The sequence below is a fragment of the Shewanella sp. ANA-3 genome (assembly GCF_000203935.1).
GTDB lineage: Bacteria > Pseudomonadota > Gammaproteobacteria > Enterobacterales > Shewanellaceae > Shewanella.
On sequence record NC_008577.1, the window covers coordinates 4,756,702 to 4,783,213 of the forward strand.

The following is a 26,512-nucleotide window of genomic DNA, read 5'->3' on the forward strand; positions in this document are numbered from 1 at the left end:
TGGTCTGTCATTCAGTGATAGTTCAGCACTTCGGCCACTAGGACGCTTTATTTATCGCTAAGCTCTGTTTGCGACTGATATGCGTCTTCTGCCACCACAGGAATGGCGCCACAAACAAAATCAATACCAGCACATAGGCCATGCTTGCCCCAAGCGCGATACCTAACGCTAGGCAGAAGCCACAGCCTAATACCACTAAGGGTAAGTTGCTGCGGGGCAATAACTTAGCCGCAGCTAACATCGCCATTAAGTAGATCACCACGAACACTCCATTACTCCAGGCAATCAAATGTTCGAGCTCTTGGCCCGTGGTGTGGGTCAGCACTATCACACACGCCATCACGCTGAGTAACGCCGCCAAGGCACGGATTGGCACACCGTGACGATTTTTTACCGCAAAGCAGCGCGGCAAAATACCTTCGTTACTAAAGCTCCAGATAAGACGCGCGGCACTGGCGGCATACACGTTAACTGTGGCAAGACCGCTGGCAATCCCCAGCACACCAATCACTTGTGCGCCATAGCCGCCCAAGAGCGCATCGAACACGCCGATCATGGCCACGCTTTTATCGGTCGGCACTAACAGTAAAATCAAGGTACAGGCCACATAAATAATGCCCACCAGCACAGTGCCCATCATCATCGCAGGGATCATATCCTGCTGTGGACGGCGGAAATCATCGGCGAGGTGAGTCATGGCCTCAATCCCCAAGAAACTCCAAAAGGCGATACCTGCGGCAATCATAATGGTGGGGATTTCTGGCGTGCCATAGCTAGCTAATGAGGTTAAGTGCCCGGGTTGCACACTGCTCGCCCCGAATAACAGCACCACAATCGCTACAATACAAAGGGTTAAGCCAAATTGCAGTTTGGCCGAGACTTGAATGCCACGCAGATTGAGTAGAAATAAGCCGAAAATCACTAATACCTCGGCGCCAACCTTAGGCCAGCCATCGAGGGGAATGAGTGCATTCACAAATTGGAAGGTCATCAAAATCGCGGCCGGCGCGCCCATGGGCACCACCAGCAAAAAAATCAGCCCAATAGTACGGCCAGCAGTGCGACCAAAGGCCTTTTCGACAAAATATGCAGGACCCGCTGCATGGGGAAAGACGCTCGCCAGTCGGCCAAAAATCAGCGCCACCGGAATAATGGCCAAGGTCAGGAGTGACCACGCGATAAGCGCGCCAGCTTGGGCTTTGTCGATTGTCATTTGCGGGAGAATAAACACCCCTGTGCCCAGCAAAGTGGTGGCCATCAAGCCTGCGCCTTGCCAACGTCCTATAGTTCCGCTATGTGAGTTCATCTGTTAAAATTCAGTGGTTTTGAAGCCGTCAGTATAGTGAGATTTTACGCCGCAATCTGCCGTCAATCTCAGTGTTCTTCATGGCAAACACCGGCAAAATGACGGCAAAAATGCATATTTCCGGCAAAATGACGGCGCAGCCCCAGCGCAGGGTGTTTAACTGATATTAGCCTGCCTTGGCGATGTGCCTCGCGCTTTTTTACAACCCGTTTTTATCGGAGCTCAAGTTGGATAAGTTTGATACCGCCATCATCCACAGCCTGCGACAAGATGCACGCCAGAGTGTCTCCAGTATCGCTGAGCAGGTTAACCTTTCCCGTAGTGCGGTTGCCGAGCGGATTAAAAAACTCGAGCAAACTGGGGTGATCCGCGGCTATCAGGTTTTGCTGAGCGAATCGCAAAAGGAAGGAGTATCGGCTTATTTCGAAATCCAGCATAAATGCCCGCGCTGCGCCGATGTGGTGCATGTGTTCCATGCTATCCCCGAGGTGATCACTTGTCGCGGTATCTCTGGCGATATGGATTTACTGGTGTATGTGCACGCCCCGTCGATGCGCCGCTTGCATGAAATTCGTGAATATATCGATACCCACACGGACATCATTAAAATTAAAACCCATGTGGTGATGAGCGAGTGGATAAATAACGCGGGTGAATAAACATGCTTTGCCCCCAAACAAGAAACGCCACCCCTAAGGAATAAAGGTGGCGAGGCCCTTGTGGAGGCAGGGCAAACAATACCTAAATGTAAAAATATGGCTTCCCTTCCCAATAACCTCCCTGTGACAGCAAATCGCGACAAGACAACACACCTTTAACCACTCAGCCAGCGTCATTAAAGGGGTTGGCTCACGGTGTATTCCTTAGACACCGCTTCGCCATTCACCGTAATTCCTTATTATCTATAACCTTGGGCGAACCGTGCCCAATTAAACGACCGTCATTTGCCCCGTGTAGAGAATAAAGTTACGCAGCAGTAGCACACCAATGAGGCTTAAGCATGCTGTGCCTGCCACATAGGCCCACTTACGTTTTGAAGTGGCCGTCATAAACAGGTTCATCGCCAATGGGCCAGACAATCCCAGCCCGACAATGCCAATCCAGAAGATCCATCCCCAGAAGCCATAACCTATCGCATTGAAGGCGGCAAACTTACTCTGACCTCCAGACAAGACGAGCCCCATAAAGAAGGTGAAAATCAGCACTATCTCTACCAAAATCAGTGGGATCTCAACCTTGTGGATAAAGTGCACTTCCTTGGCATTGGGATTCGCATTAAGCAGCACACCACCCAGCAGAGAAGATGCGGCGCCCGATGACAATCCCGAAGCCAAAAACAGCAGTGGCAACACGGGGTTTTTCAACATCGGATAGCCGGGTAAGGCCGACAGCAAAAAGCCGGTATAGGCTCCAAGCGCAAGGGAGAAGATCACCAACAAGCCAGTAATCGTTGCCTCGAAACGGCTCAACCAAGCGGTGAACTTAAGCACTATGGGGAAGCGACTCTCACACCAAGCATCGATAGGTTTACGGAATAACAAGCCAATCCACATAAACATAAAGACTTGGTAAATCAGTAGGATCAGCACCCCCATCGACATCACTGACTTGGGATTATAGAAGACTAAGATCTTCCAAAAATCGAAGGGCTTAGTTAAGTCCAAGACTAAGATGCCCAAACCCGCCATCACAGCCACGGGCGCCACAATACAGGCCGCTTGTACAAAGCCAGACTGGTAGGCGTTATGCTTTAACACAAAATGTTTGAGTAACACCGCAAAGAACATGGCGCCGGCCGATGCGCCAGCTAAAAACAGGTAAATCGCGATCGGCCAATGCCACACTAGCGTATCAAAATGTAGGGCGCTCATATTGCTACCTCCCCTGATTTGGCCACAATGCGGAACAGTTTTGGCCGCGTTCCTAGGTCAACCTTAGCCCTTTGGGTCGGGTTAGCCTTCAGCACTTGTACCACCTGTGAACTCGGATCCTTTAAGTTGCCAAACACTAAGGCCTTAGTTGGACAAGCCGCGACGCAGGCGGGCTGTTTACCTTGGGCCAGATTAGTCTCACGGCAAAAATCACACTTGTCCGCGGCATGGGTAACGGGATTGATAAAGCGAATTTTGTAGGGACAAGCCGCAATACAATACTGACAGCCCACACACTTCCACGCATCCACCGACACGATTCCCGTCTCTTTATCGATAAAAGCGGCACCGGTCGGGCAGACATTGACACAGGGGGCATCTTCACAGTGCTGGCAAGACTTACGGCTAAAGTGATAAAACTGGTTTGGATACTCTCCGTAAGGTCCGGTTTGCTCTATCTTCAGCCGCGCCACGCCCTCGGGCACATGGTTGGTTTCACGGCATGCAACCTCACAGGCTTTGCAACCTATGCACTTAGTCTCATCGTGGATCAGCGCATACTTCACGCTGGGTTCGGCCTTCGCCTCATTCGAAGCACTAACAGTCGCGAGCAGAGTCGCTCCCGAAGCGCCGGCCAACAGGGCGCATGTCCCTTTGAGAAATCTTCTTTTTGAATTTTCCATAACCTTACTCCTGCTGGCCTGTATGACAGTTACGGCACAGCTCACTGCGAACCTTAGGCGTCATGTCGGCCATAGGTTCAGTTGGGCTATGTAATTTATGGCAAGCGGCGCACGCCACTTTTTGCGCATGCACATTATGCGTCCACTCTTGGGAACTGAGTTTGGCGGGCCTGTGGCATTTTTGGCATGCCTGTAATTGCACCGTGGTTTCGGATGCCTCATTTAATCCAAAAACCACTAAATCATTTGGTTTTTTAGGGTGATCACCCTTTTCACCATGACAACTTGAACAGATCATTTTCATGGCATCCTGGCCGTGATGCCCTAACATTTGACCATTACGCTTATGACACTTCATGCAAGCATCACTGTTAATTTGCCTAGCAGGCTCAGCACTCGAAGCAGAAAAACTGAGCAATACAGCAACGACACCCAAGCGTAATGACCACAGCCATTGTCGTGTAGACATAGCGAGTCCTCATATTGATAGATGGGGAAATACAGAGGAAGTCAGGGTTCGGAAGGCTCCGAACCCGACAGTCGTGGTCAGACGGCTAAAGCTTGCTTAAGGCTTTGGGTATCCCACTGTTTATGCTGGTTCATTTCAATAAAGCCAATATTGAATTTACTGAACAGCTTTTTCATGGGTGAGTTAATTTGCTTACCAGCGTCGCTGATCACCATTTTGACTTCAGAAGAGTCATGGTCAATCAACACATAGTCGAGACGGCATTCGTGATTTAAATCAGCATCATGCTGGTCCATATCAAATACAGTGTCTAACGGCACATTGCAGCAGACATCATATTTACCTTCTACGACAGTTTTGAGTGATTTAAAAAAGCTGAAGCTTTCTTCATCAAATAACACTGGTTTGAGTTTCATTTCATGATGAGCGTCATCAGGATCTGCTCTAAAAAACTTAATGCAAGTCATGACAAACATTACAAACACGAATGGAACTGCGACGAATAGTACAAAGTACATAAACGCATAGCTGAGAATGACTGAAGTGTTCATATACGCCTCCAATAACACAATTATATTTTTGTTTTCTCCTTTAAAGCAGCTTCAGTATTATTGTTAATCCCATTTATTTTTTTGACATAGATCACATTTAAAAATACAAAATTACACATAAACAACAAGTTAAGATACAGAGCACATTACTGTTTAACATAAATCTAAAATGCACATATTGATAATGGTTAATTAATAAATTGAAATTCAAATAGTCAAATATCACAAACTAAAATTTCAAATTAAATTAAAGATGTTTTTTGAAAAATAAAAAATTCAAATCTAAATTTCCTGTTACACATAGATAGAAAAAAGGTGCTAGACTTGAGACTGGTTTCACATTAATTTTAATTACCAACACCATAATAATTCCTTGCTTATCTAGTGCTTGCCCAATATTAAGGAATATAAAAAATGCATATTAATAACATGGACAACCTCGATATTTTGAGTTTGAAAATATTGGTTTCATTATATGAGAACAAATCTGCAACCTATGTATCAAAGGCGTTAGATATCCCAGCCCCCAAAATAAGTCGCAGCCTAAAAAATCTGCGGGAAACATTTGGCGATGAACTTTTCATTCGTAAAAAATACGGTTTATTTCCAAATGAGTTTGTAACTCATTTATATCCTATTGCGAAACAAACCATAGAATGCTCGGATAAATTTCAAAAGGTGCGCGCGGCAAATGCAAGCCAAGTCAAAACCCATGTTGAAATTGCAGCGCCGGGCCTCATTGCCTATGCGTTTCCTAAAGCCTTAATGCAGGCCATTAAGGAAGAACAAAAGCCGATGCAGATTAATATCACCCCTTGGTCGCTGCACACGACACAGGACATCATCAATGGCGATGTGGCCTTAGGCATTTGCTGTAATAAGAGCACCGCCGATGTGGCGGCCTTTGGTGATAAGTTGCAAACCACGACGCTGCAACGCATGGACAAGGTTTACCTCATCGCCAGCCGTAACCATCCGATTTTTAAACGCGAAATCACGCTTGAGAGCATCGCCGAGTATCCCTACGTCAATACAGATCTTGGCAACCCCAGCACTCGCCTCAGCCCATATCAGGAGTTCTGTATTAAAAATGGCATAAAACTCAATACTGAAATTACCATTACCAGTATTTCTAGCCTGTTTGAATATCTCGGCGAGAGCCAGACAATTTCATTACTGCCCTATCGAGTGGTCTACGAGATGGTGAGCGATATTCCCGAGTTACACACTTGTCAGCTGTCGCAACTGGAGGCCGAACGTTTGTACGCCCACACCGAAGCGCCAACGATTTTCCTCGTGCAAAAAAACCAACCGAATAAGGTGAATGAGGACTTGCTCTGGCTAAGCGGACAGATAAAGAAAATTGTCGACCATATTATTTAGCGGCTCCTGAACCTGAATTTTCATCTTGTAATACGAGGTGATAGGCATACTCTGCCTTAGCTTAGGCTCCACCTCATCCCCCACAATGTCGACCCAAGTTTTGTTAAGCCAGGCATACATCTTGCCCGCCAAACACGTTACACTAAGCCCATCTTTATCCTGATAGATCTTGCTATGCGAACCGAAAACACAGCCACACTGAACCTGATGTGGGGCGCACTTATTCTGGAAGAATTAGCACGTCTTGGTGTGCAGCATGTCTGCATGGCACCGGGCTCACGCTCGACACCGCTAACCTTAGCGGCGGCTCAGCAAACCAAACTTAAACGTCACTTGCATTTCGATGAGCGTGGCTTAGGTTTTATGGCCCTCGGATTAGCCAAAGCCAGCTGCGCCCCCGTGGCGATTATCACCACCTCAGGCACGGCCGTCGCCAACCTTTATCCTGCGATAGTCGAAGCTTGGTTGACCCATGTACCCTTGATTGTCCTAAGCGGTGACAGGCCGCCAGAGTTACTCGGTTGCGGCGCCAACCAAGCCATAGTGCAACCGGCGATTTTTGCCAATTATGCCCAGCAGGTAAACCTGCCCACGCCAGATGCGCACATTGCACCGCAGATGTTACTCACAACCCTCGATGAGGCGGTGGCAAACCAAACACGCCCAGTGCATATCAACTGCATGTACCGCGAACCTCTATATCCGAGTGAGATGAGTGGCACCATTCTCGATAGCGAATCGCCTTATCTGAGGCCACTACAAACCTGGCTGCAACACGCCAAACCCTACACTCAATACGGTAAGAGTGAACAGCTCAGCAGCCCGAGCGATGATGCCATTATGCGTTTCGTCCACGGTAAGGGCGTAATCATCGCGGGTACACTCACGCCGGAGCAAGATCCACAGCAACTCATCGCCCTCTCACAAAAGATTGGTTGGCCATTGCTGACCGATGCACAGTCACAACTGCGGCAACATCCCGCGGCGATAGGCAATATTGACCAACTACTGCAACATCCTAAGGCGCGCAATCTGTTGCAAGAGGCGGACCGCGTGCTGGTATTTGGTGGGCGCTTATTGTCCAAGCGTTTGATTGCTTACCTTGCCGAGCAAAACTGGCACAGTTACTGGCAAGTGCTGCCACAGCAGGACAGGCTCGACCCAAGCCATAATGCCAAACACATTTGGCACGCCAACGCCGCGCAATTTGCTCAACTTAATTGGTATCGTTCCTCTTCGGCCAATTGGGCCAACACCTTAGTCACCTACAACGATGAATTACATAGTTTATTTGTACGTAATATCGATCAAGGTGAGTTTGGTGAGGCGCAGGTTATCCGCGCCATTGCCAATACGCGGCCGTTAGAGCAGCAATTGTTTATCGGCAATAGTCTGCCCGTGCGCTTATACGATATGTACGCCCCAGTGAGTTGTTGCACGGCCACCACTTATACCAACCGAGGCGCATCGGGGATCGACGGCTTATTGGCCACCGCCTGCGGCATTGCCGCGCATCAAGGTAAACCTACGAGCTTGATTATCGGGGACTTATCCCAGCTGCATGATCTCAACTCGTTTGCCATTGCCCGCAGCTTAACCAGCCCGTTGGTGATCATTATTCTCAACAACGACGGCGGCAATATCTTTAATCTCTTGCCCGTTCCCAATGAGGAGCTGCGCAGTGATTACTACCGCTTAAGCCATGGCCTAGAGTTTGGTTATGCCGCTGCTATGTTTAATCTGCCATATAATCAAGTGGATAATTTAGCCGACTTCCAAAGCTGTTATCACGAAGCGCTGGATTATCAGGGCGCCTCAGTGATCGAAGTCAGTGTAAGCCAACACCAAGCCAGCGAGCAGATCGCCGCGCTGAATTTATGGGTGAAACAAAGCTAATGCCAACCGTGGCCCGTTACGGGGAAGTATCAATGCCAAACTTAGTCCTGCTTCACGGCTTTTTAGGGACTAAGGCCGATTGGCTGCCGCTTATCCCCGCACTGAGCCAGCATTTTCACTGTATCTGCCTCGATTTACCCGGACACGGCGATAATCAGCATGAGCTGCCATCGACGCTCGCCAATGGTTTTGAGCATTGTGTTCAAGACATTATCAGCCGCCTCGATCGCCTTGGTATTGAATCCTTTTATCTCTACGGTTATTCCCTCGGCGGCCGCATCGCTCTGCACCTTGCAAAGGCGTATCCGCAGCGCGTTTTGAGCTTATGGCTAGAGTCCTGTCATCCCGGGCTAACCGATACCGCAGAGCAAGCCGCACGCAGTAAAAACGACAACTTGTGGGCCAAACGCTTACTCAGCTTAAGCAGTCGGGATTTTTTACAGCTTTGGTACCAGCAAGCGGTGTTTGCCGATATGTCCGACAAGGCACGGCATGCCTTGGTAGCAAAACGTGCGTCGCTGCTCGACCAACATCCCAAGCAGACACTAAAACAGATCTTTTTGGCCACATCGCTGGCTCGCCAAGCCTCTCTCTGGGATGTACCTGAAAGCCTTGGCTATGAATGCCATTTTTTTGCTGGCAGCCAAGATGCTAAATTCACTGCCATAGCAAAGGATTGGCAAGCACAACAACCCATCATCTTGCATCAGATTGAACAGGCTGGGCATAACATACATCAGGCCAATCCCACGGCATTAGTCGCCTGCTTAAGCGCACTAAAGCTTAAAAAATCGATGACTTGAAACAGATAAATTTAGGGAAAATATGATCTTAACTTCGCTCAGCTTGTACTTATATCGCCTACCCTTAGACCGCTTTTTACCCGTGGGGAAACAACGCATCGACCACAGAACGGGCTTAGTGTTGCAGGCAAAGGCACAAGCAGAGGGCGAAGAAAGCGAGCAACAGGTTGAAATCGCGCCGCTCTCAGGGGTTGATATCGACCAGCAGCCATTGTCCGGTTTTAGCCGCGAGAGCCTAGACGAAGTACAACAGGCCTTAGTGGCGCTATTGCCCGAGCTGCAAAATCAGCCTATCGATTACTTGCTCGAGCAGGCCGAAGCGAGCCCCTATCCGTCCATGGCCTTTGGCTTAAGCCTATTGCACGCCAAACTCAGCGGAAAACTCGAGTCGGTGCGCCCAGTTACCGCCACTGTGCCGTTGATTTATCAGCCAGTGGATGCGCCTAAAACTGAATTGATTGCTAACATTGCGAGTCTTGATAGCGGCGCCCGCTCAGTCAAAGTGAAGGTTGCGCAAACCTCAGTGGAAGATGAATTAAGCTTGATTTATGGCATCTTAGGCCAGAGGCCCGATCTCAAGCTGCGCTTAGATGCTAATCGCGGCTTTAGCTTAGAACAGGCTCTCGATTTTGCTGCCTGTTTACCGCTAGAGAGCATTGAATATATTGAGGAACCTTGCCAGCATCCGCAGGATAATCAAACCCTGTATCGCGCTATTCCTCTGCCCTACGCCTTAGATGAATCCCTCAATGAGCCGGATTATCAATTTGTGATGCACGAGGGACTCACGGCACTCATCATCAAACCCATGCTACTTGGCAGTATTGAAAAACTTCAGCGCCTTATCGACGAGGCCCACAGCCATGGCGTGCGCTGTATCATAAGCTCAAGCCTTGAGACCAGCTTAGGCATCAATGACTTGGCCCATTTAGCCGCCATACTGACGCCCGATGAAATCCCAGGGCTCGATACTTTGAGCGCCTTCAGCCAAGACTTAAGCGTACCAAGCGGTAAGCCCCAATGCTTAAAGCTTCATCAACTTAAACTTGTCGCCAGTACGCAGCAGGATTAATCGCCAATGTCCGAATCTCAAACATTGGCACCATCCCAATCCATTGCACAACAAGGTATCTCGCCATTACATCGCGCGGCGCTCACCTCACCCACACAAACGGCAGTTAAGTGTAATGGGCAAGACATCAGCTACGCCCGCTTAAGCCATATGGTGCAGGCCTTGGGTGAACAGCTCACCCGTATTGGCGTAGGCCAAGGGCAACCACTGGCATGTATCAGCCGCAATAATCTAGAGATGATTTGCCTGTATTGGGCCTGCGTGGATATTGGCGCAATCTTCTTTCCTATCTCGCCACGTTTTCCGCTGGCGCAAGTTCAAGAGCTTATCGATAGCCACCACATTCCTTTCTATTGGAGCGAAGCGGCGCCGGCCTTATTAGGCAGTCATCAACTCACGCTGGATTTTAGTCTCGATGCAGCACCTAGCGCCAACCTCGCCGCGACAGCTTTTGATATTTATCGTCCAAGTAATGTGATTTTAACCTCTGGCTCCAGCGGTTTTCCTAAGGCGGCCGTGCACAATCTTGCGAACCATATTGCCAATGCCGAGGGCGCCCGCAGTCTGATCCCACTGGCCACAGGTGATGCTTGGTTACTATCCTTACCACTATTTCATATTGGCGGCCTCGCCATTCTCAACCGCTGCGCCTTAGTGGCGGCGACAGTGGTACTGCCGGATCCGACTCTCCCGCTGCAGGCGCAAATCGAGCGCGACGGCTTAACCCATGCTTCCCTCGTGCCGACACAGTTACTCAATCTACTCGCCGACAAACAGGCTTCACTCAAGAGTATTAAAGCCCTGCTACTCGGCGGCGGCGCAATTTCTGTCGATTTGCTGAAACAGCTCGAACAGCGGCATATTGCCAGCTTTACCAGCTACGGTATGACGGAAATGGGCTCGCAAATTACCACAGGCCCAGCGCTAAGCGATGGCACCAGCGGCAAATTACTCCCAGGGCGTGAGCTCAAAATTGTCGATGGGGTGATTTGGGTGCGGGGAGATTGCTTATTTATGGGTTATCTCACGGATAAGGGGATCGAAAAACCACTCGATGCCGAGGGTTGGTTTTATACCAAAGACAGGGGCGAATGGGATGCTAACGGTAATCTAAAGATACTAGGCCGCGTCGATAATATGTTTATTAGTGGCGGCGAGAACATTCAGCCAGAGGAAATTGAAGCGGCGCTCAAACTGCATCCGCTAATTGATGAGGCGATCGTCTTCCCTCAACCTGATGTCACCTTCGGTCAACTCCCCGCCGCCATTATTCGTGGCGACATTATTCTCGGCAGCACAAGCCAAGAGATAAGTGCAATAGAGGCTGAGCTTGAAGTCTTTCTCGCCGACAAAATCGCTCGATTTAAAAGGCCGCGCCGCTATTACCCTTGGCCAGAGAATGCCGAACAAACGGGTTTAAAAGTGAATCGCAAACAACTTATTGCCGCTATTCAATCTGAATCCTGTTGATTTCAGCCACAAAAAAACCTGCCGTAGCAGGTTTTTTTATGTTCTCACGCCGAGCCGAATTAGGCTTCCATACAAGCCTTAAGCTTGTTCATGGCGTTTTTCTCTAACTGGCGAATACGCTCAGCCGAGACTTGATAGGTTTCTGCCAATTCCTGCAGTGTGGTTTTATCATCATCTAACCAACGGGCACGCAGAATGTGCTGACTACGCTCGTCTAAGGTTTTGATGGCCGATAATAAACGACCTTGAGCATTGGATTCCCAGTTATCGTTTTCGATATTTTCGGCTAAATCCGATGAATGGTCCTCAAGATAATGCACAGGGGCAAAATCCTGCTCATCATCGTTATCACTGCTCAGGTCAAACGCAGGATCCTGCGCTGCCATACGTGATTCCATCTCAGTCACATCGGCCTTAGATACACCTAAGTTTTCTGCCACCATTGCGACTTCATCATCGCTAAACCAACCGAGGCGAGTTTTCGCTTTACGGATATTAAAGAACAACTTACGTTGTGCTTTGGTGGTTGCAACTTTTACAATGCGCCAGTTTTTTAGCACATATTCATGAATTTCGGCTTTAATCCAGTGCACAGCAAAAGACACTAGACGGACGCCCACATCGGGATCGAAGCGCTTAACCGCTTTCATCAGACCGATGTTGCCTTCTTGGATCAAATCCGCCTGTGGCAGACCGTAACCTGAATAGCCCTTGGCAACATGCACCACAAAGCGTAAGTGCGACATAATCAGTTGCTTAGCCGCTTGCAGATCACCCGTTTCCTGCAAACGCTTGGCTAACTCATACTCAGTCTCAGCGTCTAACATTGTCATGCTAGTCACTGAATGGATATAAGCTTCTAAACTACTGCTGCCCTGAGGGACTGTTAGTGCCATTGATTGCGTTTGAAAGGTCATTCGCGCTCCTACTTTCTTGCTACTTATCAAATATAAGTCGATTTCATCCTGTGGCTTAACTCAAAACACCTTAAGGATGAGCTGACGAACTATCGGCTAATTGACAGAGTATGTCAACCTTCGCTCGTCTGGGATGTTACTTTTAACCCCGTTGAATAGACATTGCAAGTGAACAAAAGTTCATCGCTTGCCTTATCTAGCCGCATTTTTAAACGATAAGCGATTGATCATTAAGAGGGTTCAATCGCTCTTAAATGTTGTCGTACCGAAAGGTAAGAGCCCAGCCAACCTAAGAAGGAGGCTAAGCCCACTAATTGTAGCAGTTCGGTAAAGGTCAAAGACTTCATCTCTAGCTGACTACCATACAAACCGAGCAATTCGGCTAGGGCAGAATCCAAATACCAAACCAATATGTTAATGATAAGCCAAGCCAATATGCCGCCAATCACTCCGTACCAAATGCCGGTATAAAGGAAGGGGCGCTGAATAAAGGACTCTGTAGCGCCGACAAGTTTCATCACTTCAATTTCGGTGCGACGGTTCATAATCGCCAAGCGAATGGTGTTACCTATCACTAATACCACCGCCAAGACGAGTAACGCCGCAATCGCCATTACCGTGCGTTCGAGTAAACGCACCACAGCCTGTAGCCGCTCTAACCATTCAATATCTAAGCGACCAAAACTGATTTCAGGCTCGCGCTCAAGCTTAGTCAATAATTCGCGGGCTCCCACTGGCGTGGAATAACGCTGGGTCGGCGTTACGGTAATGACCGCTGGCAGCGGGTTTTTATCGAGATAGGCTAACGCCTCACCAAACCCCGACAGGCGCTGAAACTCTTCGAGTGCTTGATTGCGGTCGATATACTGCACCTTTTCCACTTCGGCATAGGCTCGGATGCGGGTCAGCAAGCTTTGGATCGTCTGCTCGCTGCGATTTTCATCGATAAACAGTGAAATCTCCGCCGCGCTGTTCCAAGAGCTAGTAATGGTCTCGGCATTTTTAACTAATACTTGCAGCGCCGCAGGTAAGCTTAAACTCACCCCGAGAACCGCCATGGTCATCAGCGAAGAAACCGGGCTGCGCCACAGCTCCCCCATACTCGCCATGGCTTGCTGCACATGACGAATAAAAAACATCACGATACGCCCCGAGATGGGCAACTTGCTGCGCGTTAGTTTGGCGTTATCACTCATAGCCCATCACCTCGAGCGGTCGCGTGTCCATGGTGTAATTCCTGTGCGCCGAGCATGCGACCCTGTTTCAGGGTAAAAGTGCGATACTTCATCCGCGCGATCAGTCCTAAATCGTGGGTAGCGATAAGCACGCTCGTGCCTGCATCGTTAAAGGTTTCGAATAAGCGCAAAATATCCATCGACAACTTAGGGTCTAAGTTGCCCGTTGGCTCGTCGGCCAACAATAGTGGCGGCTTATTCACAATGGCGCGGGCGATACCGACACGTTGCTGCTCACCACCGGATAACATAATGGGGTTATGCCGCTCTTTGCCATATAAACCCACCATATCCAGCGCACCAGCGACACGTTTGCGGATCTCACCGTGGGAGAAACCTTCAATCACTAATGGCAAGGCAACGTTGTCGAATACGCTTCTGTCCATCAATAGATGATGGTTTTGAAAAATCATCCCAATATTACGACGCAAATAGGGCACGTGTTTAGGGCTAATTTTGGCAATATCGTGACCATTAATCGCTACCCGGCCAGTGGTTGCGCGCTCGATCACTGTGATTAATTTCAACAGGGTACTCTTACCCGCGCCCGAATGGCCGGTTAAGAATGCCATTTCACCTTTTTGTAGATGAAAATTCACCTCTTCCAGTGCCATTTGGCCACCAGGATAAATCTTACTGACCTGCTGAAAATCAATCATAAATTAGCTATCCGCTTTTTCTTGAGTGAACAAGGCATCAATAAATTCTTTAGAATTAAAGGTACGCAAATCATCAATTTGCTCACCCACGCCAATATAGCGTAGCGGGATTTTAAATTTGTCGGCAATCGCAAACACCACGCCGCCTTTAGCAGTACCGTCGAGCTTGCTGATGGTCATGCCGGTGACGCCCACAGCCTCTTGGAATAGCTGCGCTTGGCTAATGGCATTTTGGCCCGTGCTCGCATCTAAGGTCAGCATGACTTCGTGTGGCGCCTCTGGGTCGAGCTTCTTCATTACCCGCACCACTTTCTTAAGTTCTTCCATTAGGTGCGATTTGTTTTGCAGACGACCCGCGGTGTCGGCAATCAAGATATCAATCTTACGGGCCTTAGCCGCTTGCAGCGCATCGAAGAGTACCGAGGCACTGTCGGCGCCCGTATGCTGAGCCACCACGGGAATGTTATTGCGTTGACCCCAAACCTGTAATTGCTCGACGGCTGCTGCACGGAAGGTATCGCCAGCCGCTAACATCACAGTCTTACCCTGACGCTGATATTGCTTCGCCAGTTTGCCGATTGTGGTGGTTTTACCCACGCCGTTAACGCCAACCATTAAAATCACATAGGGGCCGTTAGCATTTTCAGGCACTAAAGGGATAGCAACAGGATCGAGCGTCTTTTGCATTTCATCACGCAGCAGTTCGTAGAGTGCTTCGGCATCCTTTAATTGCTTGCGGGACGCATGTTCGGTCAGGCTTTTAATCAAGCGTGAAGTGGTTTCAACACCCACGTCGGCGATTAATAGCTGCTCTTCCAACTCTTCAAACAGATCATCATCGATTTTTTTACCACGGAATAACCCGATGAAACCGCTACCAATATTTTCGCTAGTGCGCATCAGGCCGCGTTTTAGGCGCGCGAAGAAGCTTTCTTTGGCGGGTTTTGCCTGAGGTTCGGGTTGTTGCTCAAGGGGTTGTTCAGCTTGGATCTGCGCTGCGGCAATTCGCTCAGCTTCTGCTTGGGCTTCGGCTTCTGCTTGGGCTGCTGCGGCCTGTTCTGCGGCAATTCTTTCTGCTTCGGCTTTTTCAGCAGCTAACTGTTCTGCCTGCGCTTGCTCCGCCGCTAAACGTGCGGCTTCGACCGCCTGTTGTTCGGCTAAACGTACAGCTTGCTCTTCAGCAACACGCTGCGCTTCTGCTTGAGCTTTTGCGGCTTGTTCTGCGGCAATTCTTTCTGCTTCGGCTTTTTCTGCAGCTAACTGTTCTGCCTGCGCTTGCTCCGCCGCTAAACGTGCGGCTTCGACCGCCTGTTGTTCGGCTAAACGTGCAGCTTGCTCTTCAGCAATACGCTGCGCTTCCGCTTGCTCCGCCGCTAAACGCGCGGCTTCTGCTGCCTGTTGTTCGGCTAAACTTGCAGCTTGCTCTTCAGCAACACGCTGCGCTTCTGCTTGAGCTTTTGCTGCTTGTTCCGCAGCAATTCTTTCCGCTTCGGCTTTTTCGGCCGCTAATTTGTCGGCTAGCGCCTGCTCGGCTGCCGCTTTTTCAGCCGCGAGACGGGCTTCTTCAGCTTGCTGCTTTGCTAATGCTTCGGCTTGCTCGGTTTGCGATGGAGTAGAGACTGGGGTTTGCTCGACAACCTCATCTTGTGATTTATCTTTACGAAACCAGGAGAAAAAACCTTTCTTTGCCATGTGTAATTCCAGCGCTCTACTTCAGTGTTGAATTTAAAATAAGACCCTGCCGTTATACCAGATTACCGCGGCAATTACGCCCAAAAAGTCGGCAATTAGTTCTGCTCTATCAGCCTTCTCACCTTTTACGAGGAGTTTGATATAAAATAGTGGCCTTTATAAAGGTGGCATAGTCTACCACTTTCTTTCTTCAGGCAAAATCACGGGGGCACTTTGGCTAATAATCGTGCAAACAACAAGCAAGTGACCAAGAGTCAAACGGCCAATAAGAAAGCCGGTAGCGGCCAAGTGCGGATCATTGCCGGCCAATGGCGTTCGCGCAAACTCCCCATCCATGATTTAGACGGCCTGCGGCCGACCACAGATAGAGTCCGCGAAACCCTATTTAACTGGCTTGCCAATGATATTGCCCACGCAAGGGTGCTCGATTGCTTCGGTGGCAGCGGCGCCTTGGCACTTGAGTCTCTCTCGCGCTACGCCAGTTACGCCAAGATTATCGAGTTGCAACGTCCTGCCGCCATGCAACTTAAAGCGAATCTCAATACCCTCAAGTGCGACAATGCCGAGGTACTCAACGCAGATACCTTAGTCGTGCTGCAAAATGGCTGCGAGCAAGGGTTTGATGTGGTGTTTATCGATCCACCTTTCCGTAAAGGCTTGGCAGAAAAAACCATTCAGCTATTGGATAGCAAAGGTTGGCTTAATGATGGTGCGCTAATTTATGTGGAGATTGAGTCGGAATTAACCCAAATGGCAGTCCCTGCGACTTGGCAACCGCTCAAAGACAAGACCGCAGGGCAAGTTAGCTATCGTTTATACCAATACCAAGCCGAAGACTCTCCGGCTAACACCGAGGAATAGCATGTCGTTTCTGATCAATATGGGCAAAGCCATCACTTTAATCGCGTGGTTGATGATGGCTTATAACCTTGTTATGCCTTTTGCAGGCAATATCGGCATTATTCTCAATATCTTACTTGGTATTACTTGCTTGATGCATTGCTTCCAAGTTGCCATCTTCCATATGCTATTTAAAAACTTGCTGACACTACGCAAGCAAGATTATCTGCAAGTGTTTATCTTCGGCGTATTTAGTTTATTGAGCTATCGTCGACAGGTGTTGGCGCAGGCGTAAGCGCACTAAACCGCTGCCGAAACGCACTCGGTGTTAAACCGGTAATACGGGTAAATGCTTTGCGACAGGCGCTCACATCCTCATAGCCAACTTGGTGCGCTATGGTCTCGAAATTCAGTGGACTATTTTCGAGTAAGTCACAGGCCTTTTGGATCCTGAGTTTTTGCAGGTATTCATTAGGCTTATGCCCTGTCGCTTTCACAAAACGTCGCAAAAAAGTTCGCTCGCCCATACAGCACAGCTGCGCCAAAGCCGCAACACTCGTCGGCTGACCATAGTCGGTTTGTAGGCGATGTTGCAGATTTAAAATAACTGTATCCCCATGGTCTCGCTTAGGTAAAAACTGTTGGTAATAACGCTGTTCACGCCCGCCAGTGTCGATAACAAGGTACTTACCCAGCTGGCGCATGACTTTCACATGGCAAAACTGCGCCACTAACTCTAGCCCCAAGTCGAGCCAAGACATCATGCCAGCAGCTGTGATGATATCTCCCTCGTTGACCATGATTTTCTCGATATCGAGTTTTACCTGCGGATATTGAGTCTCAAATGTTTCCACCAATCCCCAATGGGTTGTCGCCCTGCGACCATCGAGTAAACCCGCGGCGGCCAGCACAAATGCTCCTGCACAGGCGGAGCAGAGGATAGCGCCTTGGGCATGTTGCTGCTGTAACCATAAGTGCAATGAAGGTGCCGCGTTGAAGTAAGACTCAGTTTCTATGCTCGGCGGGATAATCACTAACTGATAACACTCTTCGAGACTCATCTCCTCTAGGGATAACCGAGTCACTGCAAAACTGCTTGAGCTTAGGGAATTATTTTCGTCAGCTAACATCAGCTTGTTAGCCACCAGCAACATCTCTTCTAAACCAAATACGGCCGAAGTTAAGCAACCGGGTATGGCTAATATCGCCACTTTTAATGGAGATGGTTCGGCAAAATTTGTCAATTTAAGCACCATAGATGTCATTTCTGCCACTCTTAATGGGCATGAATCTACCGCAAACTCTCCTTCGAAGACATCTTTTGCAAGAGAAAACGAATAGGAGAAATTATGTCGAGCTTAAGCAAAATCCCAGCGAACAGCGCCTTAGTGATTATTGATGTGCAGAATGACTACTTTGCCCATGGGGCTTACCCACAATGGCAAGTCGATGAGGCATTAGCGCGCACGTTGCACTCAGTGCAGCGTGCCAAACAACAGGCGATACCTATTATTCTCGTGCAGCATATCGCCGATACGACTCAGGGTGAGGTGCCCTTTTTTAACCCAAACACCCAAGGGGTTGAAATCCATCCTGGGCTTTTAGCAGAGCTCCCCAATGCCCCAATTGTGATAAAGCAATTTGCCGACAGTTTTGATGGCACAGAACTGGCCAATCTACTCCAAGATATGCAGGTCAAGCATTTACTGTTATGTGGCATCATGACGCAAAACTGCGTGACCCATACGGCGCTATCGCCCGCGGCACAAGCATACTCAGTACAAGTGATTGCCGATGCCTGCACTGCTCCCACGCAAATGGTGCATCACATTTCGCTAAGCGCCTTGTCCCGCAGAGTGGCATTAATCAATAGCCAAGACTTATAAGGCCAGATAGCAAAAAGCCCTCTTTCGAGGGCTTTTTATTTGAATATCACGCTATTGAAGCGCTAAACCTTATCCTTTTGGATAGGGGTGAGCGACACCTTTGTGACAATCCACACAGGTCTTTCTCGCTTCAGGATCTTTCTTGAAGTTGTTGCTGTGCATTCTCACAGCCATTGGCTTCATAGTGTCTGGCTGGTTCTCGTAAATACGAGTATGGCAGTGTTGGCAGTTTGCAGAGTCATTACCACGGAAGTAAGCCAATGCTTTGTCTGCTTGCTCTTTGCGGTTTTCGTCTAACCAAGCTTGAGTGTTAAAGCCATCGATCGTTAAGAAACCGTATAAGTCTTTAGATACGATGATTTTCTTAATCAAGTAATCCACTGGACCGTGTGGTAAGTGGCAGTCTTGACACTGTACTGTCACACCCGCACGACCACCGCCGTGGGCAGAAGCTAACACTTCATCTTTCAATGAGTGGTTGCTATGGCAGCTCATACAGAATGCGTCTTCGCTTGTCGCATGTAAGGTTTGTTGGGTTGCAAAATAGCCGACAACACCGATAACAATACCGACGACGATCAGCGCCAGGATGGAATATTTTGCGCTTGGTTTAAATAGTGCACGCCAGTTCATCACTCTATCTCCAAAAAATATTGTCAAAATTAGTTTTTATAAGACTATTTTATATTTTTTCATTTATTAGAAATTTGATTCTAAGCCTAAAAATGCCCATTAATTTAAACTTAAAAGTGCAAAATGAGACTTAGGTCTAACTCTTAATACGACAACTCGCTCAAACCAGCTTAGCAGAGCCATGTGGTACTTCAACTCTCACTAATACATTAATCATTATGCTAAGCGATCAATGATTAAGTACTACCTTAAGAAGCTAAGACAATGAAATCATTTTTAGAATACAAAAATGTGATCCACGCGACATTTACCCCGTTTATAGCTTTCTTTTAAGGTGTTTTTTCCGATAAAAAAGAAAAAAATGAATTTTGGATGAAACTTTTCCGGACTTTTATTGGTCTTTAGGAACAGGTACACATTAATCGAGTTTTTATGGCTAAGTTTTGGATCACCATAGCACTGTTATTTTCACTTATCGCCCAGTCGGCGATGGTGAATGCTATGCCAACGCCAGCGATGAATGACTTGTATGATGCTCACAATGTACAAATGACTAGCATGCAAATGGCCGATGGCAAAATGAATTGTGCCATGCCAGATTGTCCTCCAGACGAATGCATGCTGCATTGCCAAGACTCCCTCACCAACCATTGTAAAACCCATTGTCTCGCACAACTTTATCTTACCGCCTCACAGCCTCAACTTGCCTTGATGAATCATGCAAGTAAGCGTATTGCGGTCCAAGGTTGGGCGATTCAAACGGCCGACCTCGGGTTAACCACGCCACCTCCAAACTCCGATTTGCTGTAACCGATCTTTTTTAACGATTAAATCGATTCAATATTCTGCGACGGTGCCACCACGATTGCGCACCCTCGCGATACAGCAAATTTTTGGAGTTTATTATGAAAACCACTTTATTAAATAAAGCATTCGTTGGCGCTACTTTAATCATGAGCACTCTGGCGATTAGCGTGACTGCAACTGCGGCAACCTTAAAAGGCACTGATACCCTCAATGTGGTCAGTATTAATGGCCAAGCCACTAAAGCCTTTAAACCTGTGCAATTGCCTGAAGGTAAAGTGCTGGTCGAAGTTAAATATCAAGATCTGTTTAGCTATCGCGCCGATGATAGCGGCACGTGGGTCAAATCAGAGCCTTTATTCTTTACCCTAAATGTCGCGCCGGAATCTAATTACCAAATCAACACCCCAACTAAATTAGTCAGCGAATCCGATGCTAAACGTTTTATTAAAAACCCTAGTATTCAGTTAAGCGTGGATGGCGCCGCTCCGCAGCAACTACCATTGCAAAACCACAGCCAATTAATGGCGGATATGCTGGAAAGTCACCCTTCTAAATAATAAACCTTAGGAGTTTACAAGCAGGGGCATTAACTGAAATGTGAGTTAACGCATTGCAGGATGATGCCTCTATGCTAAAATCGGGTCGTTCATTATTTGGAATACATATGCATCACACACTGGGTCGTTCACTATTAGTCATTTTCACTTTACTCGCACTCGTCGGGCAAAGTGTTGCGTCTAATGGTCACGCGATGGTGATGCGCTCTATGGAGATGGGCGCTATGGTTCATAATCCTTCCAGCCAAGGAATGGACCATGCAGCCATGATGCAAATGAACACAGAGAACCGCTCTGACTCAAGTACAATGGCCAATACAGATTGCTGTAACGATCAAATGCTTCCCGGCGCGAAGCAGCACTGCTGTGATGGCACCACATCCTGTCTCAACGACTGTGGACATTGTTTAATGATTTCAGTTGCTGGCACTCTTTTCAGCCCACACCTCTGGCCGAGTGTGAGTCTGAGCGATACCCCAGTGGCCACTCCTATGCCTCATTTCCACTCTATCTCTTTGTCTTCGGCCTTCAAACCGCCAATAGCCTAGCCTCATTGCGCCCTTTTTTCAGGGCAAACCAAGCTAACAAAACAATTTATTTCGCCGTTTATTGTGGTGCGCCAACATCTAAGCACCCTGAGTAAAGCAAAAGCGTTGTACTGAGCACACAGGCCACTGTGTCGACCCTTTCTCGCGCCTCAAAACGCCAGAATCTCGCAGTCACGTTTTATGCACTCATATTCGGCTGTAAAACCCGATGGAGTGAACAATATGAAAACCTTAACTAATCTTGCCTTAGTTGCATTTTTAATGACCAGCACCAGTGTGTTTGCTACGGCTACACCCCATGAGCATCATCACAACAATGCTGCGCCACAGGAACAAGCTCAAACCTATATTTGCCCTATGCACCCCGAAGTGACAGGTAACAAAGGCGATACTTGCCCTAAATGTGGCATGAACTTAGAGCCAAAAGCGACGGAAGAAAAAATGGCTGACGGTGCAATGCACAAAGATCACGCGCACCACTAAGCTAGGCTGGAGATGAGGCATATGAACCAATTTCACAAAGTAAAAAAGCCGGGCCCTAAGGCAGTATTGATACTCAGCAGTTTACTGATGGGTACGCCTTGGTTAACCCAGGCCCAGCTCGCGAATCCTGCCACTCAAGCAGAGGCAGGCCACGAGCATGCGCACGATAGTCACAGTGCAAATCAAGTCAAAACCTATACTTGCCCTATGCACCCCGAAGTCGAAAGCCACGAACCCGGTCGTTGCCCTAAGTGCAATATGTTCCTCGTTGAAAAAGAAGAAGAGGAAGAAGCCAGTACGGCCGCCCAACACGCAGAGCATCAAGCGGCAAACCAAAATGCGGCGCAAGTCTTTGATACACCAACACCCAAAGCGAATAGCTTAGTTAAAAGCCAAAGCTCGGGTGCGACCATTAAATATGTCTGCCCTATGCACGCCCACATTATTAGTGATGTGCCAGGCACTTGCCCTATCTGCGGGATGAATTTAGAAAAGGTTGAAACTGGCGGCAATACTCAGGAAATCAACATTAATGTCTCTGGCAGCATGCAACAGGCGCTTGCGCTGAAAGTCGCAGAGGCAAAACGCGATACCCTGTGGAAATTTGTCGAAACCGTCGGCCAAATTGACTACGACGAGAGCCAAATCAACCATGTGCACGCCCGTGTAACTGGCTGGATTGAGAAGCTGATGATCAAATCGGTGGGCGACTCAGTTAAAAAAGGCCAGTTACTATACGAGATCTATTCACCCGATCTGATTAACGCCCAGGATGATTATCTGTTAGCACTCGATACCGCCAAATCTGCGGGTAACAGTGGCCGTTATCAGGATTTAGTCCGCAAAGCCGGGCTGCGTTTATCGCTGCTTGGCATGAATGAAAAACAAATCCAACAACTTGCAGACTCACGCAAAACCCAATACCGCGTGCCTTTCTATGCCCTGCAAGATGGTATTGTTAAAGAGTTAGCTGTGCGTGATGGCATGTATATCCAACCGTCAACCGAGGTGATGTCGGTTGTCGATCTCTCCAAAGTCTGGGTAATTGCCGACGTGTTTGAAAATGAGCAAAGCTGGATTGCCGTGGGTCAAAAGGCCGAAGTTTCAGTCCCCGCGATGAATATCAGCGGTATCGAAGGCACGATTGACTATATCTATCCCGAGCTGGACCCCGTCACCCGCAGCTTAAGAGTACGCGTGGTGCTGAATAATACCGATATTTCCCTAAGACCTAAGACGCTCGCCAAGGTCTCGCTCTTCGGCGGCCCGAATAAAGATGTGTTAGTGATCCCGCAGGAAGCCCTAATCCAAACGGGTAAAGAAAACCGCGTGATAGTAAAACAGGCCGATGACAGCTTCACCGCTAAGGCCGTGACGGTCGGCATGATGAGCCAAGGTAAGGCAGAGATAGTCTCGGGCCTGAGTGAAGGTGAACGCGTGGTGACATCGGGACAATTCCTACTCGACTCCGAGGCCAGCCTCAAGGGCAGCTTAATGCGTTTAAGCAGCGGCCATCAGCACTAGGAGCGGATTATGTTGAAATATATTATCGAGTCCTCGATCAGACAAAGGCTCATGGTGTTGATTATCGCCATGATGATCACTGTCTGGGGGATACAGGAGCTGCGTAAAACGCCGCTCGATGCTCTGCCGGATTTATCCGACGTGCAGGTGATTATTAAGACTCCTTATCCGGGTCAAGCGCCCAAATTGGTTGAAGAACAAGTGACTTACCCACTCTCAACCGCCATGTTAGCCGTACCCGGTGCGAAAACCGTGCGGGGTTATTCGATGTTTGGCGACTCCTATGTCTATGTGATCTTCGAAGATGGCACCGACATCTATTGGGCGCGTTCGCGGGTGTTGGAGTATTTAAGCCAGATCAGCAGTCGCTTGCCTCAAGGAGTGCAACCCTCACTCGGCCCCGATGCCTCAGGTGTGGGTTGGGTGTTTGAGTACGCACTGGTCGATCGCTCCGGCAACTTAGACCTGTCGCAACTGAAAAGCTTACAGGATTGGTATCTCAAACTTGAGCTACAAAGTGTTGCTGGTGTCTCCGAAGTTGCGACCGTCGGCGGCATGGAGCAAACCTATCAAATCGTGCTTGAGCCGGACAAAATGGCGATTTACAAGCTCGATATCGCCGCCGTTAAGCAAGCGATAGATAAAGCCAATAGCGAGGCCGGTGGTTCTGTAGTCGAAATGGCCGAAGCCGAGTACATGGTGCGCGCTAAGGGTTATCGCCAAACCTTAGAGGATTTTCGCGAAATTCCGTTAGGGATCACTAGCCCATCAGGCACAGGTTTGTTGCTTAAGGATGTTGCCACCGTCCGTAAAGGCCCTGCTTCTCGCCGTGGTATTGCCGAGCTAGATGGCGAAGGCGAAGTCGTGGGCGGCATTGTGGTCATGCGTTACGGTGAAAACGCCCTCGCGACGATTGATGCGGTCAAAGCCAAACTCGAAGAGTTAAAAACTGGTCTGCCAGACGGCGTGGAAATCATTCCAACCTATGACCGTTCGCAACTGATCCAAAAGTCCGTCGATAACCTGTTCAGCAAAGTGGTCGAAGAAATGCTGGTCGTGGGCTTAGTATGTCTGCTGTTTTTGCTGCATGCCCGCTCAACCTTAGTGGCCGTTATCACCTTGCCGCTGTCGATTCTTATCGCCTTTATCGTGATGAATAAAATGGGCGTGAATGCCAACATCATGAGCCTTGGCGGGATCGCCATTGCTATCGGTGCGGTCGTCGATGGCGCCATCGTAATGATCGAAAACCTGCACAAACATTTGGAGCATTTTAAAGCCGAGCACGACCGTGAGCCTTCGGTAAAAGAGCATTGGCGCATTGTGACTGAAGCCTCGATTGAAGTCGGCCCCGCGCTATTTTTCTCGCTGATTATCATCACCTTAAGCTTTGTGCCCGTCTTCGCGCTAGAGGCGCAGGAAGGACGCTTATTCGCACCGCTCGCCTACACCAAAACCTTTGCCATGGCGGCGGCCGCATTTTTATCTATCACCTTAGTGCCGATTCTCATGGGTTACTTTATCCGTGGGAAAATCCCAAGCGAGCGCAGTAACCCTATCAGCCGCGTGTTGATTGCCCTGTATCAACCGGCATTAAAGCTGGTGCTTAAGTTCCCTAAAATCACCATTCTGCTTGCCTTAGTGGCATTGGCGAGCGCTTGGTATCCTATGACGCGTATGGGCAGTGAGTTTATGCCCGCCCTAGAAGAGGGGGATTTACTCTATATGCCAACGGCACTGCCAGGGATCAGCGCCAGTAAAGCCGCCGAAGTGCTGCAACAGACCGACCGTTTGATTAAAACCGTCCCTGAGGTAGCCCGCGTATTTGGTAAGGTCGGCCGCGCCGAAACCGCGACCGATCCTGCGCCACTGACTATGCTCGAAACCACGATTATGCTTAAACCCCACGAAGAGTGGCGTGAGGGCATGACCTTAGACGGCATCATCAATCAGCTGCAACAAACGGTAAAAGTGCCCGGCCTAACCAACGCTTGGGTGCAACCGATTAAAACTCGTATCGATATGCTGTCGACGGGGATTAAAACCCCCGTGGGTATTAAGATCACTGGTGCCGATGTCAATGAGCTACAAACCCTAGGCGCTAAGATTGAGGCCATCTTGAGTAAAGTGCCACACACTAAATCGGCCTACGCCGAACGCAGTGGTGGCGGTCGCTATATTGATATCAGCCCTAAACTCGATGTGGCCGCCCGCTATGGCATGACGCTACAGGATATCCAAGATGTAGTACGTTACGCGATTGGCGGTATGGATATTGGTGAGTCGGTTCAAGGCGCGGAGCGTTACCCCATCAACCTGCGCTACCCACGTGAACTGCGTGACAATATCGAGAAACTGCGCGAGCTGCCGGTGATCACTAAATCAGGGCATTATTTGCCGCTGCGTAACTTGGCCGATATCGAAATTAACGATGGCGCGCCAATGCTTAAGAGTGAGAACGGCCGGTTAATTTCGTGGGTATTTATCGATATCGAAGGCACTTCGATTGGTGAATATATCGCTGCGGCAAAAACTGCTTTAGATGAAGAACTCGTTGTGCCGCCCCGTTACAGCTATAGCTTTGCGGGTCAATACGAGTATATGCAGCGAGTCGATGCCAAGCTTAAGCAAGTGATCCCTATGGCACTCGGGGTGATCTTTATTCTACTGATGATGACCTTTGGCTCGACCATGCAGGCCAGCATTATTATGCTCAGCCTCCCCTTCGCCCTCGTGGGTAGCACTTGGTTATTGTATCTGCTCGACTACAACATCTCGGTCGCCGTCGCAGTGGGGATGATCGCCCTTGCTGGGGTCGCAGCCGAATTCGGGGTGGTGATGTTGGTGTACCTCAATAACGCCATTAAACATCGGCAGGAGAAAAACACTTACCACACAGTCGAGGACTTAAAAGAAGCCTTGATTGAAGGTGCGGTCATGCGTATTCGCCCTAAAGCAATGACAGTCGCAACCATCTTCTTCGGCCTCTTGCCCATCATGTGGGGCGCAGGTTCGGGTAACGATGTGATGCAAAAAATCGCCGCACCTATGGTCGGCGGTATGGTCACAGCACCGATATTGTCGCTGTTTGTCCTGCCAGCACTGTATCTGTTGATCTACGCTCGCCAAATCAATAAAGCAGAATAATCCTTTGCTTTAATTCAGCATAACCCCTAGCGTGATTAACGCTAGGGGTTATGCTTTTTGAATTTGAATTAGCTTTTCAG

At 48.8% G+C, this 26,512-nt stretch carries 26 protein-coding genes; 15 read left to right on the plus strand and 11 right to left on the minus strand.

Features of this window, described 5'->3' with window-relative positions; genetic code table 11:
• Positions 1-37: 37 nt before the first annotated feature.
• Entirely contained in the window at positions 38-1,306 is a 1,269-nt protein-coding gene (gene yjeH, locus SHEWANA3_RS20690) for an L-methionine/branched-chain amino acid transporter (RefSeq protein ID WP_011718678.1), read from the minus strand.
• A gap of 227 nt (positions 1,307-1,533) precedes the next feature.
• Here yjeH and SHEWANA3_RS20695 point away from each other — a divergent pair, with 227 nt between their 5' ends.
• A complete protein-coding gene (locus tag SHEWANA3_RS20695; protein ID WP_011624482.1) occupies positions 1,534-1,965 on the plus strand; it encodes an Lrp/AsnC family transcriptional regulator in 432 nt (143 codons plus the stop codon).
• A gap of 270 nt (positions 1,966-2,235) precedes the next feature.
• Here the strand turns inward: SHEWANA3_RS20695 and nrfD are convergent, their stop codons facing one another.
• The 4 genes from nrfD to SHEWANA3_RS20715 all read right to left on the minus strand — a co-directional run bounded on the left by nrfD (position 2,236) and on the right by SHEWANA3_RS20715 (position 4,880).
• Positions 2,236-3,177, minus strand: coding sequence for a cytochrome c nitrite reductase subunit NrfD (gene nrfD / locus SHEWANA3_RS20700; RefSeq protein ID WP_011718680.1), 942 nt, complete (start codon positions 3,175-3,177; stop codon positions 2,236-2,238).
• Positions 3,174-3,860: a 4Fe-4S dicluster domain-containing protein gene (locus SHEWANA3_RS20705; protein WP_011718681.1), complete on the minus strand. Its 687-nt coding sequence runs from the start codon at positions 3,858-3,860 to the stop codon at positions 3,174-3,176. The genes nrfD and SHEWANA3_RS20705 overlap by 4 nt, the downstream gene beginning before the upstream one ends.
• A gap of 4 nt (positions 3,861-3,864) precedes the next feature.
• Complete coding sequence (locus SHEWANA3_RS20710; protein ID WP_011718682.1) at positions 3,865-4,329, minus strand: nitrite reductase; 465 nt, start codon at positions 4,327-4,329, stop codon at positions 3,865-3,867.
• Between the two features lie 77 nt (positions 4,330-4,406).
• Positions 4,407-4,880 (minus strand): DUF2726 domain-containing protein, encoded by a 474-nt coding sequence (locus SHEWANA3_RS20715; protein WP_011624486.1) that lies wholly within the window; start codon positions 4,878-4,880, stop codon positions 4,407-4,409.
• 414 nt (positions 4,881-5,294) lie between these two features.
• Between SHEWANA3_RS20715 and SHEWANA3_RS20720 the strand changes: the two genes are divergently transcribed.
• The 5 genes from SHEWANA3_RS20720 (at position 5,295) to menE (ending at position 11,504) form a co-directional block, all read left to right on the plus strand.
• The gene (locus tag SHEWANA3_RS20720) at positions 5,295-6,263 is read left to right on the plus strand and encodes a LysR family transcriptional regulator (RefSeq protein ID WP_011718683.1); all 969 of its coding nucleotides are present in this window, start codon (positions 5,295-5,297) and stop codon (positions 6,261-6,263) included.
• A gap of 174 nt (positions 6,264-6,437) precedes the next feature.
• Entirely contained in the window at positions 6,438-8,159 is a 1,722-nt protein-coding gene (gene menD / locus SHEWANA3_RS20725) for a 2-succinyl-5-enolpyruvyl-6-hydroxy-3-cyclohexene-1-carboxylic-acid synthase (RefSeq protein WP_011718684.1), read from the plus strand.
• Positions 8,159-8,962 (plus strand): 2-succinyl-6-hydroxy-2,4-cyclohexadiene-1-carboxylate synthase, encoded by an 804-nt coding sequence (menH, locus tag SHEWANA3_RS20730; RefSeq protein ID WP_011718685.1) that lies wholly within the window; start codon positions 8,159-8,161, stop codon positions 8,960-8,962. The genes menD and menH overlap by 1 nt, the downstream gene beginning before the upstream one ends.
• A 22-nt stretch (positions 8,963-8,984) precedes the next feature.
• A complete protein-coding gene (gene menC, locus SHEWANA3_RS20735; RefSeq protein WP_011718686.1) occupies positions 8,985-10,034 on the plus strand; it encodes an o-succinylbenzoate synthase in 1,050 nt (349 codons plus the stop codon).
• 6 nt (positions 10,035-10,040) lie between these two features.
• A complete protein-coding gene (gene menE / locus SHEWANA3_RS20740; protein WP_011718687.1) occupies positions 10,041-11,504 on the plus strand; it encodes an o-succinylbenzoate--CoA ligase in 1,464 nt (487 codons plus the stop codon).
• Positions 11,505-11,563: 59 nt separating this feature from the next.
• Here menE and rpoH read toward each other — a convergent pair whose 3' ends face one another.
• The 4 genes from rpoH to ftsY all read right to left on the minus strand — a co-directional run bounded on the left by rpoH (position 11,564) and on the right by ftsY (position 16,007).
• On the minus strand, positions 11,564-12,421 hold the full coding sequence (gene rpoH, locus SHEWANA3_RS20745) for an RNA polymerase sigma factor RpoH (protein ID WP_011624492.1): 858 nt from the start codon (positions 12,419-12,421) through the stop codon (positions 11,564-11,566).
• Positions 12,422-12,651: 230 nt separating this feature from the next.
• Complete coding sequence (gene ftsX, locus SHEWANA3_RS20750) at positions 12,652-13,617, minus strand: permease-like cell division protein FtsX (protein ID WP_011718688.1); 966 nt, start codon at positions 13,615-13,617, stop codon at positions 12,652-12,654.
• Positions 13,614-14,315, minus strand: coding sequence for a cell division ATP-binding protein FtsE (gene ftsE, locus SHEWANA3_RS20755; RefSeq protein ID WP_011718689.1), 702 nt, complete (start codon positions 14,313-14,315; stop codon positions 13,614-13,616). Before ftsE ends, ftsX begins: the two co-directional genes overlap by 4 nt.
• Positions 14,316-14,318: 3 nt before the next feature.
• The gene (ftsY, locus tag SHEWANA3_RS20760) at positions 14,319-16,007 is read right to left on the minus strand and encodes a signal recognition particle-docking protein FtsY (protein WP_011718690.1); all 1,689 of its coding nucleotides are present in this window, start codon (positions 16,005-16,007) and stop codon (positions 14,319-14,321) included.
• A gap of 213 nt (positions 16,008-16,220) precedes the next feature.
• Here ftsY and rsmD point away from each other — a divergent pair, with 213 nt between their 5' ends.
• Both rsmD and SHEWANA3_RS20770 read left to right on the plus strand, forming a co-directional pair.
• Entirely contained in the window at positions 16,221-16,868 is a 648-nt protein-coding gene (gene rsmD / locus SHEWANA3_RS20765; RefSeq protein WP_011718691.1) for a 16S rRNA (guanine(966)-N(2))-methyltransferase RsmD, read from the plus strand.
• A gap of 1 nt (position 16,869) precedes the next feature.
• Positions 16,870-17,142, plus strand: a complete 273-nt coding sequence (locus SHEWANA3_RS20770) for a DUF1145 domain-containing protein (protein WP_011718692.1) — start codon at positions 16,870-16,872, stop codon at positions 17,140-17,142.
• Here SHEWANA3_RS20770 and SHEWANA3_RS20775 read toward each other — a convergent pair.
• Positions 17,099-18,091, minus strand: a complete 993-nt coding sequence (locus tag SHEWANA3_RS20775) for a helix-turn-helix domain-containing protein (RefSeq protein WP_086017322.1) — start codon at positions 18,089-18,091, stop codon at positions 17,099-17,101. The two genes, SHEWANA3_RS20770 and SHEWANA3_RS20775, sit on opposite strands and share 44 nt — an antisense overlap.
• 105 nt (positions 18,092-18,196) lie before the next feature.
• Here SHEWANA3_RS20775 and SHEWANA3_RS20780 point away from each other — a divergent pair, with 105 nt between their 5' ends.
• Positions 18,197-18,733 (plus strand): cysteine hydrolase family protein, encoded by a 537-nt coding sequence (locus SHEWANA3_RS20780; protein WP_011718694.1) that lies wholly within the window; start codon positions 18,197-18,199, stop codon positions 18,731-18,733.
• 69 nt (positions 18,734-18,802) lie between these two features.
• Here the strand turns inward: SHEWANA3_RS20780 and cymA are convergent, their stop codons facing one another.
• Entirely contained in the window at positions 18,803-19,366 is a 564-nt protein-coding gene (gene cymA, locus SHEWANA3_RS20785) for a NapC/NirT family cytochrome c CymA (RefSeq protein WP_011718695.1), read from the minus strand.
• 432 nt (positions 19,367-19,798) lie between these two features.
• Here cymA and SHEWANA3_RS20790 point away from each other — a divergent pair, with 432 nt between their 5' ends.
• The 6 genes from SHEWANA3_RS20790 (at position 19,799) to SHEWANA3_RS20815 (ending at position 26,432) form a co-directional block, all read left to right on the plus strand.
• On the plus strand, positions 19,799-20,176 hold the full coding sequence (locus tag SHEWANA3_RS20790; protein ID WP_011718696.1) for a hypothetical protein: 378 nt from the start codon (positions 19,799-19,801) through the stop codon (positions 20,174-20,176).
• Between the two features lie 95 nt (positions 20,177-20,271).
• The gene (locus SHEWANA3_RS20795) at positions 20,272-20,730 is read left to right on the plus strand and encodes a DUF2057 family protein (protein ID WP_011718697.1); all 459 of its coding nucleotides are present in this window, start codon (positions 20,272-20,274) and stop codon (positions 20,728-20,730) included.
• A gap of 107 nt (positions 20,731-20,837) precedes the next feature.
• Positions 20,838-21,278 carry a hypothetical protein gene (locus tag SHEWANA3_RS20800; protein WP_041412860.1) on the plus strand — a complete coding sequence of 147 codons (441 nt, stop codon included), beginning with the start codon at positions 20,838-20,840 and terminating at the stop codon, positions 21,276-21,278.
• Between the two features lie 222 nt (positions 21,279-21,500).
• Positions 21,501-21,761: a heavy metal-binding domain-containing protein gene (locus SHEWANA3_RS20805; protein ID WP_041412861.1), complete on the plus strand. Its 261-nt coding sequence runs from the start codon at positions 21,501-21,503 to the stop codon at positions 21,759-21,761.
• 21 nt (positions 21,762-21,782) lie between these two features.
• Complete coding sequence (locus SHEWANA3_RS20810; protein ID WP_011718700.1) at positions 21,783-23,285, plus strand: efflux RND transporter periplasmic adaptor subunit; 1,503 nt, start codon at positions 21,783-21,785, stop codon at positions 23,283-23,285.
• A gap of 9 nt (positions 23,286-23,294) precedes the next feature.
• A complete protein-coding gene (locus SHEWANA3_RS20815) occupies positions 23,295-26,432 on the plus strand; it encodes a CusA/CzcA family heavy metal efflux RND transporter (RefSeq protein ID WP_011718701.1) in 3,138 nt (1,045 codons plus the stop codon).
• Positions 26,433-26,512: the final 80 nt, after the last annotated feature.

Excerpts from the sequence above, each read along its gene's own strand:
- menH (WP_011718685.1), top strand. The coding sequence starts at position 8,159 with ATGCCAACCGTGGCCCGTTACGGGGAAGTATCAATGCCAAACTTAGTC.
- menD (WP_011718684.1), top strand. The coding sequence starts at position 6,438 with ATGCGAACCGAAAACACAGCCACACTGAACCTGATGTGGGGCGCACTT.
- yjeH (WP_011718678.1), bottom strand. The coding sequence starts at position 1,306 with ATGAACTCACATAGCGGAACTATAGGACGTTGGCAAGGCGCAGGCTTG.
- SHEWANA3_RS20810 (WP_011718700.1), top strand. The coding sequence starts at position 21,783 with ATGAACCAATTTCACAAAGTAAAAAAGCCGGGCCCTAAGGCAGTATTG.
- SHEWANA3_RS20710 (WP_011718682.1), bottom strand. The coding sequence starts at position 4,329 with ATGTCTACACGACAATGGCTGTGGTCATTACGCTTGGGTGTCGTTGCT.
- SHEWANA3_RS20795 (WP_011718697.1), top strand. The coding sequence starts at position 20,272 with ATGAAAACCACTTTATTAAATAAAGCATTCGTTGGCGCTACTTTAATC.
- SHEWANA3_RS20715 (WP_011624486.1), bottom strand. The coding sequence starts at position 4,880 with ATGAACACTTCAGTCATTCTCAGCTATGCGTTTATGTACTTTGTACTA.
- SHEWANA3_RS20770 (WP_011718692.1), top strand. The coding sequence starts at position 16,870 with ATGTCGTTTCTGATCAATATGGGCAAAGCCATCACTTTAATCGCGTGG.
- rpoH (WP_011624492.1), bottom strand. The coding sequence starts at position 12,421 with ATGACCTTTCAAACGCAATCAATGGCACTAACAGTCCCTCAGGGCAGC.
- SHEWANA3_RS20720 (WP_011718683.1), top strand. The coding sequence starts at position 5,295 with ATGCATATTAATAACATGGACAACCTCGATATTTTGAGTTTGAAAATA.
- cymA (WP_011718695.1), bottom strand. The coding sequence starts at position 19,366 with ATGAACTGGCGTGCACTATTTAAACCAAGCGCAAAATATTCCATCCTG.
- ftsE (WP_011718689.1), bottom strand. The coding sequence starts at position 14,315 with ATGATTGATTTTCAGCAGGTCAGTAAGATTTATCCTGGTGGCCAAATG.
- SHEWANA3_RS20800 (WP_041412860.1), top strand. The coding sequence starts at position 20,838 with ATGCATCACACACTGGGTCGTTCACTATTAGTCATTTTCACTTTACTC.
- ftsY (WP_011718690.1), bottom strand. The coding sequence starts at position 16,007 with ATGGCAAAGAAAGGTTTTTTCTCCTGGTTTCGTAAAGATAAATCACAA.
- SHEWANA3_RS20790 (WP_011718696.1), top strand. The coding sequence starts at position 19,799 with ATGGCTAAGTTTTGGATCACCATAGCACTGTTATTTTCACTTATCGCC.
- SHEWANA3_RS20705 (WP_011718681.1), bottom strand. The coding sequence starts at position 3,860 with ATGGAAAATTCAAAAAGAAGATTTCTCAAAGGGACATGCGCCCTGTTG.
- SHEWANA3_RS20815 (WP_011718701.1), top strand. The coding sequence starts at position 23,295 with ATGTTGAAATATATTATCGAGTCCTCGATCAGACAAAGGCTCATGGTG.
- menE (WP_011718687.1), top strand. The coding sequence starts at position 10,041 with ATGTCCGAATCTCAAACATTGGCACCATCCCAATCCATTGCACAACAA.
- SHEWANA3_RS20780 (WP_011718694.1), top strand. The coding sequence starts at position 18,197 with ATGTCGAGCTTAAGCAAAATCCCAGCGAACAGCGCCTTAGTGATTATT.
- ftsX (WP_011718688.1), bottom strand. The coding sequence starts at position 13,617 with ATGAGTGATAACGCCAAACTAACGCGCAGCAAGTTGCCCATCTCGGGG.
- nrfD (WP_011718680.1), bottom strand. The coding sequence starts at position 3,177 with ATGAGCGCCCTACATTTTGATACGCTAGTGTGGCATTGGCCGATCGCG.
- SHEWANA3_RS20805 (WP_041412861.1), top strand. The coding sequence starts at position 21,501 with ATGAAAACCTTAACTAATCTTGCCTTAGTTGCATTTTTAATGACCAGC.
- menC (WP_011718686.1), top strand. The coding sequence starts at position 8,985 with ATGATCTTAACTTCGCTCAGCTTGTACTTATATCGCCTACCCTTAGAC.